Origin of the sequence: Bradyrhizobium sp. JR4.3, assembly GCF_040547695.1 — a bacterium.
GTDB classification, from domain to species: domain Bacteria; phylum Pseudomonadota; class Alphaproteobacteria; order Rhizobiales; family Xanthobacteraceae; genus Bradyrhizobium; species Bradyrhizobium canariense.
This window is the reverse complement of record NZ_JBEPQF010000028.1, coordinates 38138-51814: the sequence shown is the minus strand read 5'-3', so window position 1 is coordinate 51814 and position 13677 is coordinate 38138. Positions and strand designations below refer to the sequence as shown.

Sequence of the window (13677 nt, the reverse complement as noted above, 5' to 3'; positions counted from 1 at the left end):
TGCTCATGCAGACGCCGCAACTTGAAACCGAACGGCTGATCCTGCGTCCGCTCGCGCTATCCGACGCGCCGGCGATCCAGCGCCATTTCGACAACTGGAATATCATTCGGCATCTCTCCACCGTCGTACCCTGGCCGTATCCAGCCGATGGCGCAGAAGCTTTCGTCCAGCTGCAGTTCGACAAGGTCTCAGCCGGAGAGGAGATTTATCTCTGGGTGCTGGTGCTGAAGGGCGGCGATGATGAGGCGATTGGAAACATTCATTTCCGGCCCCGTGCCGAAGGCCTGAAAGGCCATCGCGGCTTTTGGCTGGCCGAGCCTTACTGGCGCCGCGGGTTGATGACGGAAGCGGTCGCCGCGGTGAACGACTTCGCCTTCGTTACACTGGGCCTCGATCATTTCTACGTCTGCAACGCGGCCACCAACGAGGCCTCGCGCCGGGTCAAGCAGAAGACCGGTGCAGAGTTCGTCGGCTTCGTCGAGCTCGCGCATCACGGCGGACAGTCGAAAGCAGAGAAATGGATCATGCGGCGTGAAGCCTGGCTGCGCGATAAAGGCAATGTGCGGTTGGATTGAGCCAGAGGGGCGCGATGGTGCGATCCATCCAGGCTACGGAAGCGAATTCGTTGCGCTGACAATACCGATGGATGGAGTCCTCTCAAAAACGCGAAGCGAAGCAATCCGGCCGGGCTGGTGGCCGGATTGCTTCGTCGCTAAGACCCTTCCGGATGGTGAAGGGCCGGCTGCGTCTGAGCGATTGCCCCGCTCAGGACGCCAGTGTCGTGGTCTCGTCGGCCGCTAGCTCGGCGGCCACGTGCAACATTCCGTCCGCGGCCGCGATAACTTGGTCGATCAGGACATTGGTGGTGGCGGCGAGCTCGAGCCGGGTCTCGATCCAATGCCAGAGGCCGCGGATCTCCTCGGTCGACTTGCCGTTCGGCGCGAATTCACTCACCGCAAGGCCGCTCGCGAGCGAGTCCTGGTGGTCGTTGCGCATCCCGATCAGCGGCCGCGCGAGCACCTCGGCGAGATCGAGGGCTGCTTCCTCGGCGAGACTGTTGGCGGCATTGTCGATACGTTGGCCGCGGATCGGCGTTTGGTTCAGCACGAAGCTGTAAGGCCGCTTCCAGGCACGCGCGACGCTCAGCGTCGAAACGGTCGCCTCGATGTCGGCGACGCTCGGGCGGGCCGGGATCAGGCAGAGATCAGAATGGCGGATCGCGGCGGTGGTCGCGGCGCTGAGGCCGGCGGCGGTATCGACGATCGCGAGTTGGAGGCCGCTGTCGGCCAGCATCTTCAGGCGCGGCTCGATGTCGGCGGCGTGATAGATCGGCTCGACGACGAGATCGTCGGTGGTGCGGCGGCGCTGCCAGTTGGACAGTGTGCCCTGCGGGTCGGTTTCGATGAGGCGAACGGTGAAGCCGGCCTGCTTGGCTGCCAGCGCGAGGCCGATGGCGAGCGTGCTCTTGCCGCTGCCGCCCTTTTGGGTGGCCAGTACGATCGTGTGCATTGAAGGTCCTTTGGAGTGCTCGGGTCAGGGAAACGCCACGCGAACGTGCATCGATCTCGATGCTGAGCTCTTCTCGCTCAGGACGTGCCGGCCCGATCCAAAGGGGATCGCGGAGGTCCGAATCAGCAGTCACGATGATGGCGGAATCGGGAATTCCAGCGAATCCGTACCATTACTGGACCCGTACTCGTACGCGTGCTGTGTGCGCTGACGAGTTGATCGCGTGCCCCGGACACAGCGCAGCGGCATCTTATGCCGCACCGCGCCCGTGACACGAGAGTTACTTGCGCACGCAGATCACGCGCACAACGGCGGCTGTCGCATCTGTGGACGTGCCGTTCGCCGCGACACCATTCGCTTTCAGGAAATCACGCACCGTCTCCGCCGAGACCATCATCGCCTGCGACGCCGGCACCGCTGTGGCGGGTCCTGCGACCATCGCCGGCTTCAACAGCGCGATGCCGGCGAACTTGCCGTCGCCGTCGATGGCGGGGCTGCCGGAGAAGCCAACAGCCGGCGGCGGTGATAGCGCCGAATCGCCGCCACCGACAGATGCCAGCGCAGCCTTGAGGCTCGACGCAACGGCCGCTCCGCCCTGGCTCTGCGGATCAGCGATACCGATGACATCGATACTCGTCTTTGCCGCGCCGGCGGCGAGGCTGAAGGGCTTCAGGCCGCGGGCACCGTAGATATGCAGCAGCGCGAGGTCGTGTTCCCGGTCCTCGGCGAGCCGGTCGGCGCTGCCATAGCCGGCGATCGTGATCGCGAGACAGGAATCGGTGACGAGGCGGTCGGTGACGATCGCGCCATCGTCGCTGACGACGAGACCGGTGCCATACTCGACGGTCTTGCGCGGCGGCGGCCCGGCTTGCGGCCCTGACGGAAACGCGTTGAACGCGCTCGACATCGCGATCACGACCGGCTCGACCGTGTTCTCGGTCGCCTGATCGTAGAGGATCGTCATGATGCGGACTTCATCACCCCGAGAAGTGCCGCGCATGTAAAATTTCTTCAGGCCCTGCAGACCCGACAGCACGAAGAAGTCGGGCTTCACCACGGTGTAGTCGACCTTGCGACCCGGCTCCTTCTTCTCCGCTTCGGCAAGCTTGGCTGTGGTCGGGCTCGCCTCCTTGCGGCGGCTGAGCAGCACCTGCACCGTGCCATTGGGCGACGTCCATTTCGAGCCGTTGGCGTCGGTCGCCTGCTGCGGCACCAGCTTTGAGGGAATGCCAAGCCGCGCGCCGCTGGTCATTTCCGTCACGATCTTCCAGCCGACGCTGTCCTGTTTGCGGCGCGCGGTCTCGGCGAGCGCGGCGCGTTCCTGCGGATTGAGTACGCCGGTCGGCTTGCCGCCCATGGCTTTCTGATACTCCTTGATCGCCTCGACCAGGCGCGCGCTGACGTCACCGGTGATGGCGCCGTTGTACTGGCCGACCCAGGCAAGGTCGGACTGCAGCGACAGCCGCTCCGCCTGCGCCATGGCATCGGCCGTCGCAGCCGGCGTCTGCAATGCAGGAGGCCGGATCGGAACGGTCTGGACCGGCTTCGGCTTGGTGCCGGGCATCTGCGGTGTCGTCATCTGGGCGTTCGCGCCTGTCGCAGCCGCAAACATCAGTGTTGCCGCAAGCATCGATCTCATGACAAATCCAGCCAGCCCATTGAACGCAATGCCATTGAAGCACATCTCGTTGGTCGCGAACAATGTTGCGGTGGTTCAGGCCGGCGATAGAAGCCGTGGACTCAGGCCCTCATCCTGAGGAGCGGCCTCAAGGCCGCGTCTCGAAGGATCGCCCGCGGCGATAGCAGGGCCTGCATGGTTCGAGACGCGCGTTCCGCGCTCCTCACCATGAGGATCGACAGCGAGAGCGTAGTAGGAGAGGCGTAGGACGATGCTGAGCCCGGACGAACTCGAACGTTATGCCCGCCATATCGTGCTGCGCGATGTCGGTGGCCCCGGCCAGGCTGCGCTGAAGCGGGCCTCCGTGCTGGTGATCGGCGCCGGCGGGCTCGGTGCGCCCGCGTTGATGTACCTTGCGGCCGCCGGCGTCGGTACGCTCGGCGTGGTCGATGACGATGTGGTGTCGCTGTCGAACCTCCAGCGCCAGGTCATTCACACCACGCCCGATATCGGCCGGCACAAGGTCGAGAGCGCGGCCACACGGATCACGGCGCTCAATCCGCATGTCCGCTTCGTCGGCCACGCCACCTGGCTCAATGCCGACAATGCGCTGGCGCTGATCGGCGACTATGATCTGGTGCTCGACGGCTCCGACAATTTCTCGACCCGCTATCTGGCCTCGGACGCCTGCTTCTTCGCCAAGAGGCCGCTGATCACGGCTGCGCTCGGCACCTTCGATGGCTCGCTGACTACCATCCGCGCCCATGAGAAGAACGAGCAGGGCGAATTCAATCCGACCTATCGCTGCCTGTTCCCGGAGGCGCCGCCGCCCGGGACCGTGCCGGCCTGCGCCGAAGCCGGCGTCATGGGCGCGCTGGCGGGTGTGATGGGCTCGATGATGGCGCTGGAGGCGATCCGCGAGATCGTCGGCTTTGGCGACGGCCTGGTTGGCCGTCTCCTCATGATCGATGCGCGCGCGATGCGCTTCGAGACGCTGCGTTACGCGCGCGATCCGGCCAATCCGCTCAATGGCGATGGGCCTGTGATCACCGATCTCAGCGCCCATCGCACTTGATCGCAGCCGCTACGCTGTGGCCGGCTTCTCGCTGTCGAGATGCGCCATCTGCTCGGCGGCGTAGCGCGTACCGGCGGCGACATCGGGCGGGAAGGCCGTTGCCAGCATCGCGAGATGAGCTGGCGTCAGCGTGACCTTGGCCGCACCAAGTGCCTCGCTGAGGCGGTTACGGGTGCGGGCGCCGACCAGCGGCACGATCTCCTTCCCTTGCGCCGCCACCCAGGCGATCGCGACCTGTGCCGGCGTCGCGCCAATCTCGGCGGCGATGGTGCGCAGCTGCTCCACCAGAGCCAGATTGACCTCGAGATTCGATCCCTGGAAGCGCGGCGTCATCAGCCGGTAATCCTTGCCTGCCTTGCCGGAGTCCTTCGACCAATGACCGCTGATGAGGCCGCGCGCCAGCACGCCGTAAGCCGTGATGCCGATGCCGAGCTCGCGGCAGGTCGTCAGGATGTCGCGTTCGATGCCACGCTCGATCAGCGAATATTCGATCTGGAGATCGGCGATCGGGTGCACGGCATGCGCGCGGCGGATGGTGTCGGAGCCGACCTCGGACAGGCCGATATGTTTGATGTAGCCGGCCTTCACGAGATCGGCGATGCCGCCGATGGTTTCCTCGATCGGAATGTTGGGATCGAGCCGCGCCGGACGGTAGATGTCGATGTAGTCGGTGCCGAGCCGCTGCAGTGAATAGGCCAGGAAGTTCCTCGTTGCGGCCGGCCTCGTGTCCATGCCGGTGAATTCGCCGGCAGGACCGCGCAGCGCACCGAACTTGACGCTGATCTGCACCCTGTCGCGCGGCACGTCCTTGAGCGCTTCGCGCACCAGCATTTCATTGTGGCCCATGGCGTAGAAATCGCCGGTGTCGACCAGGGTGATGCCGGCATCCAGCGCCGCGTGGATCGTGGCGATGCTCTCGCCGCGATCGGCGGGGCCGTAGACCTCGGACATGCCCATGCAGCCGAGGCCGAGGCTTGAGACGGTGGGGCCGGTTGAACCGAGTTTGCGCTGTTCCATGATGGCTCTCCTCGAAAAGGCGCTGACTGCGCCGCGTGACGAGGCCAGATATGCGCCTGATCGATTACGCCGATAAGCTGGACAATCGAGAATGGCTTGTTCACATTGGCGAACAATGGCCGAGCCCGACCTGCGTGATCTCGACGTCTTCGTGGCGGTCGCCCGCACCCGCAATTTCCGGCGTGCGGCGATCGATATTCGCGTGTCGGTGTCGAGCCTTAGCCAGCGATTGCGGGACCTGGAGGAGCGCCTCGGCGTCCGCCTGATGAACCGCACGACCCGCAGCGTCGCCCTGACCGAGGCGGGTGAGTTGCTGCTGTCGCGCGTGGCGCCGGCGCTGCGCGATGTCGGCGACGCCCTGGATCAGGTCCGGGGCCTGCGCGAGGTGGCCTCGGGCCGGCTGCGCATCAACGCGCCGCCGCCTGCGGTCGATCTCGTGCTGGCGCCGATGGTCGGGCCGTTCCTCAAGGCCTATCCGCAGGTCGACCTCGACATCGTCTCCGAGAGCGGGTTCGTCGATATCGTCAGCGCGGGCTTCGATGCCGGCGTGCGTTATGGCGAGCATCTCGCGCAGGACATGGTGGCGATCCCGCTGAGCGGCCCGCAGAGCTATGTCGTGGTCGCTTCGCCCGATTACCTCGCACGCCGCGGCAAGCCTGAGCATCCGAAGGATCTACTCGACCACGATTGCATCCGCGCCCGCTACTCAAGCGGTGTCATGCATGATCTGGAGTTCGAGAAGGCCGGTCAGCTGGTGAAAGTCGACCCGCCGGCAAAGCTGATCTCGACCAACATGGGCCTCTCCATGCGCGCGGCGCTCGACGGAGCCGGCATCTGGGCGACGCTTGATGGTTACGTCGGCGAAGCCCTGAAGTCGGGCGCGCTGGTCAGGCTGCTTGAAGACTGGTGCGAGCCGTTTTCCGGACCGTTCCTGTACTATCCAAGCCGGCGCCAGACGCCGCCGGCGCTGCGGGCCTTCATCGATTTCGTCGCCGACTGGCGCAAGCGAAACGCCCGAGGATAGCAGACCCTCATGGTGAGGAGCGCGGAACGCGCGTCTCGAACCATGAAGGCCCGGATCTCGCCTGCGGCAATCCTTCGAGACGACCGCTACGCGGTCTCCTCAGGATGAGGCAGGAGAGCTTATCGCGCAGAAAGTTGAACTCAGAGCATGCTCGGCAGCACGCGATCCGGCGGCTTGTGCGCGTCGAGGAAGGTGCGGATGTTGATGATCACCTTCTCGCCCATCTCGACGCGGCCCTCGATCGTGGCCGAGCCCATATGCGGCAGCAGCGTCACCTTGCCGGCCTTGGCGAGCCGCACCAGCTTCGGGTTCACCGCGGGCTCGTGCTCGTAGACGTCGAGGCCGGCGCCGCCGATCTCACCGCCTTCGATCAGCTTGATCAGCGTGTCCTCGTCGGTGACGCCGCCGCGCGCGGTGTTGACGATGTAGGCGTCCTTGCGGATCAGCTTCAGCCGGCGCGCCGACAGCAGATGGTAGGTCGCCGGCGTGTGCGGACAGTTCACCGAGATGATGTCCATCCGAGCCAGCATCTGGTCGAGGCTTTCCCAATAGGTCGCGCCCAGCTCTTCGGCAATCTTCGGCGCCACCGGCCGCCGGTTGTGGTAGTGGATCTGCAAGCCGAAGGCGCGGGCGCGGCGTGCGACCGCCTGGCCGATGCGGCCCATGCCGATGATGCCGAGGCGCTTTCCGCCGATGCGATGACCGAGCATCCAGGTCGGCGACCAGCCCGGCCAGGGTTTTCCTTCCGTCAGGATCGAGGCGCCTTCGATCATCCGCCTGGGCACGGCGAGGATCAGTGCCATGGTCATGTCGGCGGTGTCTTCGGTGAGAACCTTCGGCGTGTTGGTGACGGTGATGCCGCGGGCATGCGCGGCCTCGACGTCGATGTTGTCGACGCCGTTGCCGAAATTCGCGATCAGCTTCAGCCTGCAGTCGGGCTGGTTGACGATATCGGCGGAGATGTGATCGGTCACGGTTGGGACCAGCACGTCCGCGGTGCGGGCGGCTTCCGCGATCTGCTCGGGCGACATCGGCGTGTCGTCGAGATTGATCCGCGCGTCGAACAGCTCGCGCATCCGGGTCTCGATCGAGTCCGGAAGTTTGCGCGTCACCACGACGAGGGGCTTTTTCTTCACCGACATGTCCTGCCCTCATGAGGCGTTGCGAGCCGCCTCTGTCGCCAAAGGCCGGCCGTTGAGGCCTCATTAACCCGGTTGTTCGACACTGCAACTGCCGTGTCGTCCCCGGCGTTTCCTTCAAGCTCTCCCGACATTTCCGGCCGGAAAATCGGGACAAACCGGTTGTTCAGATGTCCGTCCTCTCTAGCAGAAGGCCGGGCCAAGACAAGAACCACCGGGTAAAGGGCTCGGGAACACCCGCATGGGCGGGTTACAGGGGCGGCAGCGGCCTGGTTTTGGAATTTTGGGGCGAGGGCCCGGCTCGGCCGGACCTTCGACGGGAGACGGGTTGATGGCGTTGGGGCGTTTTTGTTCGGTGATGGCGCTCGTTTGCACCTGGTTGAGCGCTTCGGTCAGTCCCGGGCATTCGGCAAAGGACAGCACACCTCAGACGGCCTCGGGCCTCCCGGTGCCGCGCTACGTCAGCCTGAAATCGGATCACGTCAACGTCCGCGCCGGCCCGACCAAGGACAACGACGTCGCCTGGGTCTACACCCGCTCCGGCCTGCCGGTCGAAATCACCGCCGAGTTCGAGAACTGGCGCAGGGTCCGCGATTCCGAGGGCGCCGAGGGCTGGGTCTATCACTCGCTGCTCTCGGGCCGCCGTACCGCCGTCGTCACCATGAAGCACAAGGACGAGCTTGCGCCGATCTATGACCGCGCCGATCCCGACAGCGCGGTGGCCGCAAAGCTCCAGGCCGGCGTCGTCACGCAGGTGAAAAAGTGCACCACAAACTGGTGCCACGTCACCGGCAACGGCTTTGACGGCTGGATCCAGCAGGAGCGCCTCTGGGGCGTCTACTCGGACGAGCAGGTGAACTGACCCAACGGGTCATCCCGGGGCGATGCACAGCATCGAACCCGGGATCTCGAGATTCCGGGCTCGGTGCTGCGTACCGCCCCGGAACGACGGCGTAAAACAATATGGCCGGGAAATCCCGGCCATGAAAATCAAATCAGTGATGTAAGACGATCTCAGCGCTTCTTGCGCAGCCGTACGACCATGTCGATGCGGGCGATCTCGTAACCCGCGGGCACCTCCGGCATCTTGGACAGCGCCAGATGCGGATCCTCGATGTCGACCAGCTCGTGGCTGTTCTCGAGATAATAGTGATGGTGGGTCGTGACGTTGGTGTCGAAATAGGTCTTGGTGCCGTCAACGCTGACCTGACGCAGCAGACCGGCGTCGGTGAGCTGGTTCAGCGTGTTGTAGACGGTGGCAAGTGAGACCGGCACCTTGGCCAGCGTCGCTTCCTCGTAAAGCATTTCAGCCGTGAGGTGTCGCGCACCCTTGCCGAACAGGAGCCAGCCGAGCGCCATACGCTGGCGCGTCGGGCGAAGCCCGGCGGATTGGAGCATTTCGTTGACGTCGTGCCACGGGCAACCGGTCAAAGCCGGCTGGCGGCCCGACATAAGAGCCGCCGCGTGAGCCTCGTCGTCGCGATGGGGCGCGTTATTTTCGTTCATTTCCAGCTTCGGGCACGCGTGAACACTGTGATCTCCAACATATATGGAGAGATAGATGCAGATGCAAGTTTCTCGCAACTAGAGTGGTTCTAATTAGCAGGGGAACCGGGCCGGCGGCCCGTCATTTTACCTTCATGAGAGCGCTTTGCTACCCGAAATGGCCTGTGTTAGAGAGCCCGCGGTTCCGCTTAACCGATTTTGGCGCGACCCGGCATTGAAGGCCGTTCGCTATCCATCCGGGGTCCTTCGTTATTCTCGTCTGACAATGGCAACAGATGTTGCTTTTCGAACAGGATGGGGCCCATTTTCGCCGGAAACGCCGCTCAGTCGGGGTTAGAACACAAAGGCTTCCGCATGCTGAACAGGCGCAACGGTTACGAATATGAAGATCTGCTGGCATGTGCCCGCGGCGAGATGTTCGGCCCTGGCAATGCGCAATTGCCGCTGCCGCCGATGCTGATGTTCGACCGCATTTCGGACATCAGCGAGACCGGCGGCGAATTCGGCAAGGGGGTGGTGCGTGCCGAACTCGACGTGAAGCCCGACCTCTGGTTCTTCGGCTGCCACTTCAAGAACGATCCGGTGATGCCCGGCTGCCTCGGCCTCGATGCGCTGTGGCAAATGGTCGGCTTTTATCTGGGCTGGAGCGGCGGTGAAGGTCGCGGTCGCGCGCTTGGCCTGAACGAGTTGAAGTTCAGCGGGCAGGTGCTGCCGGAGGCCCGCAAGGTTGTGTACAACATCGATATCAAGCGCGTGATGCGTTCAAAGCTGGTGCTCGGGATCGCCGACGGATGGCTTTCGGTCGATGACCAGATTATCTATCGCGCGAAGGATTTGAAGGTCGGCCTGTTCAAGCAGGGCACGAGCCTGGGCTGAGCGCATCACCACGAAGACAACGATTGAGGCGAGGCTGTCATGAGGCGGGTTGTGGTCACCGGGATGGGCATTGTCTCCTCCATCGGAAACAACACCCAGGAAGTGCTTGCGAGCCTTCACGAGGCGAAGTCGGGCATTTCGCGGGCTGACAAATATGCCGAGCTCGGCTTCCGCTCCCAGGTGCAGGGTGCGCCGACGCTCGATCCTTCGACGGTGGTCGACCGCCGCGCCATGCGTTTCCTCGGTCAGGGCGCGGCGTGGAATCACGTCGCGATGGAACAGGCGATCCAGGATTCCGGTCTTTCGCCTGACGAAATTTCCAATATTCGCACCGGCATCATCATGGGCTCCGGCGGCCCGTCGGCGCGCACCATCGTCGAAGCCGCCGACATCACCCGCACCAAGGGACCGAAGCGCGTCGGGCCGTTTGCAGTGCCGAAGGCGATGTCCTCCACGGCCTCCGCGACGCTTGCGACCTGGTTCAAGATCAAGGGCGTGAACTATTCGATCTCGTCGGCCTGCGCCACGTCGAACCATTGCGTCGGCAACGCCTATGAGACGATCCAGATCGGCAAGCAGGACGTCATCTTCGCCGGCGGCTGCGAGGAGCTGGACTGGTCACTGTCGGTGCTGTTCGACGCCATGGGCGCCATGTCCTCGAAGTACAACGACACACCCGCCACGGCCTCGCGTCCCTACGACGTCAACCGTGACGGCTTCGTGATTGCCGGCGGCGCCGGCGTGCTGGTGCTGGAAGAGCTCGAGCATGCCAAGGCGCGGGGCGCGCGCATTTACGGCGAGATCGTCGGCTACGGCGCGACGTCCGACGGCTACGACATGGTCGCACCATCGGGCGAGGGCGCCGAGCGCTGCATGCGCATGGCGATGTCGACCGTGAAGACCAAGGTCGACTACATCAATCCGCACGCGACATCGACGCCGGCCGGCGATCCACCGGAGATCGACGCGCTTCGCAGGGTGTTCGGAAGTGGCGAGAAGTGCCCGCCGATCTCGGCGACCAAGGCGCTGACCGGTCACTCCCTCGGCGCAACCGGCGTGCAGGAAGCGATCTATTCGCTCCTGATGATGAACAATGGTTTCATCTGCGAGAGCGCGCACATCCAGGAACTCGACCCCGTGTTCGCCGACATGCCGATCGTGCGCAAGCGCATCGACAACGTCAAAATCGGCACCGTGCTGTCGAACTCCTTCGGCTTCGGCGGCACCAACGCCACGCTGGTGTTCAGTCGGCTGGATGCGTGAAGTCCTTGCGGACGCGCTGGTAATTTTCTCGTCATGGCCGGGCTTGTCCCGGCCATCCACGTCGTGGCTACTGGTTCGGAAGAACGAGGATGCCCGGGACAAGCCCGGGCATGACGGAGAGCGGAGGGTAATTGCGAGATGGAAGGTTTGATGAAAGGCAAGCGCGGTCTGATCATGGGCATCGCCAATGATCATTCGATCGCCTGGGGCATGGCGAAGACGCTGCATGCCCATGGCGCCGAGCTCGCCTTCACCTTCCAGGGCGAGGCACTGGGCAAGCGCGTCAAGCCGCTGGCGGAGCAGCTTGGCGTCGACATGGTGCTGCCCTGCGACGTCGAGGACATCGCCAGCGTCGACGCTACATTCACGGCCTTGCGCGAAAAGTGGGGCCGGCTGGATTTCGTGATCCACGCGATCGGCTTCGCCGACAAGAACGAACTCAAGGGCCGCTACGCCGACACCAGCCGCGAGAATTTTTCCCGCACCATGGTGATCTCCTGCTTCTCCTTCACGGAAGTGGCAAAACGCGCCGCCGAACTGATGACGGAGGGCGGGAGCATGATCACGCTGACCTTCGGCGCCTCGATGCGCGCGATGCCGAACTACAACGTGATGGGCGTGGCCAAGGCGGCGCTGGAAGCCTCGGTGCGCTATCTCGCCTCGGACTTCGGGCCGCGCGGCATCCGTGTCAATGCGATCTCCGCCGGGCCCATCCGCACGCTCGCGGGCTCGGGCATCGGCGAGGCGCGCGCGATGTTCGCCTTCATGCAGAAGCATTCCCCACTCCGCCGCGGCGTCACGCTCGATGAGCTCGGCGGCTCGGCGCTGTATCTGCTGTCGGATCTCTCCGGCGGCGTGACTGGCGAGATCCACTATGTCGATTCAGGCTACAACATCGTCCTGATGCCGAGGCCGGATGATATGAAAGCGGAAGACTAGCTCGCCGCGATCTTCTCCGCGCGCTGGAACGCCGGCCGCGCCATGCAGCGCGCGAGATAGGCATCGAAGGCCGGGCGCGCCGGAACCTTGCCCATCGGATTCACCTTCAGATAGTCCGGCGCCTTCTGCGCGGCGGTCGAGATCTCGGTCAGCACGGGCTCATAGGGCAGGCCACTCTCTTCCATCAGCCAAAGCGTCGTGAACAAGCGCGAGCGGGGCGACCAGTAGAGCTTGATCATCGGGCTTTTCCTTTTTCCGTCCACCGATAATACTTCATCATGAACCCGTTCGAGGGCTCGATCTCCTGCTTCTCGAACACAAAGCCCTCGCGCTCGTACCAGCGCCAGGCTTTTTCGTTCTCGCGGACGCAGCGCAGGTACATCTCATCAGGCATTTGCGTGCGCGTGAAGGCGAGCAATTGGCGGCCGAGCGATTGGCCCTGATAGGCGGGGGCGACGAACAGCATGTCGAGATAGAGTTTTGGCAAATGCAGCGCCAGCATTGCGCCGATCGTGCCGTCGTCGTCGGCGACGAACAGGCTCCAGCCGTCCTCGATCTCGCGCCGGATGCGCGCACGCAGGTTTGCCAGCAGGAATTCACTCGTCTCGCCGAGGCCGGTCGAGACCCAGCTCTCCATCCAGACGCGGCCGATCTCGTCGTATTCGTCCGCGCGGGCCGGGCGGATGATGGGATGCGACATCGAGGCCTCAAATCGGTTTGCTGCGCACGGATGGGCGCGCGCGCACCTTGCCCGCCGACAGGCACACCACCTCGGAGATTTGCAGGAGTTGCCGCGCCAGCGGGCTGGTCTTGCGCCAGACCATGCCGATGGTGCGTGACGGCTGCGGGTCGCGGAAGCGCGCGAGCGAGACCGAGGCCGATCGCGTCTCCACCGACACGGCCATCTCTGGGATCAAGGTGACGCCGATGCCGGCGCTGACCATCTGGACCAGCGTCGACAGCGAATTGGCATCCAGCATCTCGCGCGGCGGCGCCGATTGCATGTTGCAGAATGACAGCGCCTGATCGCGGAAGCAGTGCCCCTCCTCGAGCAGCAGCAGCCGCATCTCGCGCATCATCTCCCGCGACGGTGCCGGCGTTCCCTCGTCCGCGCTCGGCCGCACCAGCAGGAATTTTTCCTCGAACAGGGCGACCTCGGTGAGCGAGGGCTCCGACACCGGGAGCGCAACGATCGCGGTATCGAGTCGGCCTTCCACCAGTTCCTGGATCAGCCGCGGCGTCATCGTCTCGCGCACGCGGATGTCGAGCTCCGGATGCATGCGCGTCAAATTCTTGGTGATCGTCGGCAGCAGATAGGGCGCGATCGTCGGAATCATGCCGATGCGCAGCCGTCCGGAGAACCGGTCCTGCGAGGCGCGGGCGAAATCGCCGAGTTCGTCGACCGAGCGCAAAATGTCGCGGACGCGCTGCGCGAGCTCCTCGCCAAATCGGGTCAGCGCCACCTGCCGAGCGCTGCGCTCCAGCAGCAGGCCGCCGAGCGCCTCCTCCAGCTCCTTGATCTGCATTGACAGGGCCGGCTGCGAGATCGAACAGGACTCAGCCGCGCGGCCGAAATGACTGTGACGCGCCAGGGCGTCAAAATACCGGAGCTGGCGCAGCGTGAGATTTAGCATCAGAAAATCTTATCGCTGCGATCATTAAAGTCAACTTCCCCTGATCGAACGTGAAGCTTAGAGTGCTTCTACCTGGT

14 protein-coding genes and 1 pseudogene are annotated in these 13677 nt (G+C 64.2%); 7 read left to right on the top strand and 8 right to left on the bottom strand.

Features of this window, described 5'->3' with window-relative positions:
- The first annotated feature begins 5 nt into the window (after nt 1-5).
- Nucleotides 6-575 carry a GNAT family N-acetyltransferase gene (locus ABIB91_RS31870; protein WP_354170408.1) on the top strand — a complete coding sequence of 190 codons (570 nt, stop codon included), beginning with the start codon at nt 6-8 and terminating at the stop codon, nt 573-575.
- Nucleotides 576-765: 190 nt separating this feature from the next.
- Here ABIB91_RS31870 and ABIB91_RS31865 read toward each other — a convergent pair whose 3' ends face one another.
- On the bottom strand, nt 766-1509 hold the full coding sequence (locus ABIB91_RS31865; RefSeq protein WP_354170410.1) for a nucleotide-binding protein: 744 nt from the start codon (nt 1507-1509) through the stop codon (nt 766-768).
- Between the two features lie 280 nt (nt 1510-1789).
- Nucleotides 1790-3148 (bottom strand): serine protease, encoded by a 1359-nt coding sequence (locus tag ABIB91_RS31860; RefSeq protein ID WP_354170412.1) that lies wholly within the window; start codon nt 3146-3148, stop codon nt 1790-1792.
- 250 nt (nt 3149-3398) lie between these two features.
- Between ABIB91_RS31860 and ABIB91_RS31855 the strand changes: the two genes are divergently transcribed.
- Nucleotides 3399-4202, top strand: coding sequence for a HesA/MoeB/ThiF family protein (locus ABIB91_RS31855; RefSeq protein WP_354170414.1), 804 nt, complete (start codon nt 3399-3401; stop codon nt 4200-4202).
- Between the two features lie 9 nt (nt 4203-4211).
- Here ABIB91_RS31855 and ABIB91_RS31850 read toward each other — a convergent pair whose 3' ends face one another.
- The gene (locus ABIB91_RS31850; protein ID WP_354170416.1) at nt 4212-5219 is read right to left on the bottom strand and encodes an aldo/keto reductase; all 1008 of its coding nucleotides are present in this window, start codon (nt 5217-5219) and stop codon (nt 4212-4214) included.
- Nucleotides 5220-5334: 115 nt separating this feature from the next.
- Here ABIB91_RS31850 and ABIB91_RS31845 point away from each other — a divergent pair, with 115 nt between their 5' ends.
- Nucleotides 5335-6243 (top strand): LysR family transcriptional regulator, encoded by a 909-nt coding sequence (locus ABIB91_RS31845; RefSeq protein WP_354170418.1) that lies wholly within the window; start codon nt 5335-5337, stop codon nt 6241-6243.
- A 140-nt stretch (nt 6244-6383) separates the two neighbouring features.
- On the opposite strand, the gene ABIB91_RS31840 is transcribed toward ABIB91_RS31845, so the two are convergent.
- A complete protein-coding gene (locus tag ABIB91_RS31840; protein WP_018455785.1) occupies nt 6384-7385 on the bottom strand; it encodes a 2-hydroxyacid dehydrogenase in 1002 nt (333 codons plus the stop codon).
- 328 nt (nt 7386-7713) lie between these two features.
- On the opposite strand from ABIB91_RS31840, the gene ABIB91_RS31835 reads away from it, so the two are divergent.
- Nucleotides 7714-8244 carry an SH3 domain-containing protein gene (locus tag ABIB91_RS31835; protein WP_007598358.1) on the top strand — a complete coding sequence of 177 codons (531 nt, stop codon included), beginning with the start codon at nt 7714-7716 and terminating at the stop codon, nt 8242-8244.
- A gap of 152 nt (nt 8245-8396) precedes the next feature.
- On the opposite strand, the gene irrA is transcribed toward ABIB91_RS31835, so the two are convergent.
- Nucleotides 8397-8888, bottom strand: a complete 492-nt coding sequence (gene irrA / locus ABIB91_RS31830) for an iron response transcriptional regulator IrrA (RefSeq protein ID WP_007598357.1) — start codon at nt 8886-8888, stop codon at nt 8397-8399.
- Between the two features lie 354 nt (nt 8889-9242).
- Between irrA and fabA the strand changes: the two genes are divergently transcribed.
- The 3 genes from fabA (at nt 9243) to fabI (ending at nt 11966) form a co-directional block, all read left to right on the top strand.
- Nucleotides 9243-9764 (top strand): bifunctional 3-hydroxydecanoyl-ACP dehydratase/trans-2-decenoyl-ACP isomerase, encoded by a 522-nt coding sequence (gene fabA, locus ABIB91_RS31825; protein ID WP_007598355.1) that lies wholly within the window; start codon nt 9243-9245, stop codon nt 9762-9764.
- A 39-nt stretch (nt 9765-9803) separates the two neighbouring features.
- A complete protein-coding gene (gene fabB / locus ABIB91_RS31820; RefSeq protein ID WP_354170421.1) occupies nt 9804-11027 on the top strand; it encodes a beta-ketoacyl-ACP synthase I in 1224 nt (407 codons plus the stop codon).
- A 138-nt stretch (nt 11028-11165) separates the two neighbouring features.
- A complete protein-coding gene (gene fabI / locus ABIB91_RS31815) occupies nt 11166-11966 on the top strand; it encodes an enoyl-ACP reductase FabI (RefSeq protein WP_354170423.1) in 801 nt (266 codons plus the stop codon).
- Nucleotides 11967-11992: 26 nt separating this feature from the next.
- Here fabI and ABIB91_RS31810 read toward each other — a convergent pair.
- The 3 genes and pseudogenes from ABIB91_RS31810 to ABIB91_RS31800 form a co-directional block, all read right to left on the bottom strand.
- Nucleotides 11993-12205: pseudogene (locus ABIB91_RS31810) on the bottom strand (glutathione S-transferase N-terminal domain-containing protein); the annotation flags it as partial.
- A complete protein-coding gene (locus ABIB91_RS31805) occupies nt 12202-12666 on the bottom strand; it encodes a GNAT family N-acetyltransferase (protein ID WP_354170425.1) in 465 nt (154 codons plus the stop codon). The pseudogene ABIB91_RS31810 and the gene ABIB91_RS31805, both read right to left, overlap by 4 nt.
- 7 nt (nt 12667-12673) lie before the next feature.
- Complete coding sequence (locus ABIB91_RS31800) at nt 12674-13600, bottom strand: hydrogen peroxide-inducible genes activator (protein WP_027514694.1); 927 nt, start codon at nt 13598-13600, stop codon at nt 12674-12676.
- Between the last annotated feature and the right edge of the window lie 77 nt (nt 13601-13677).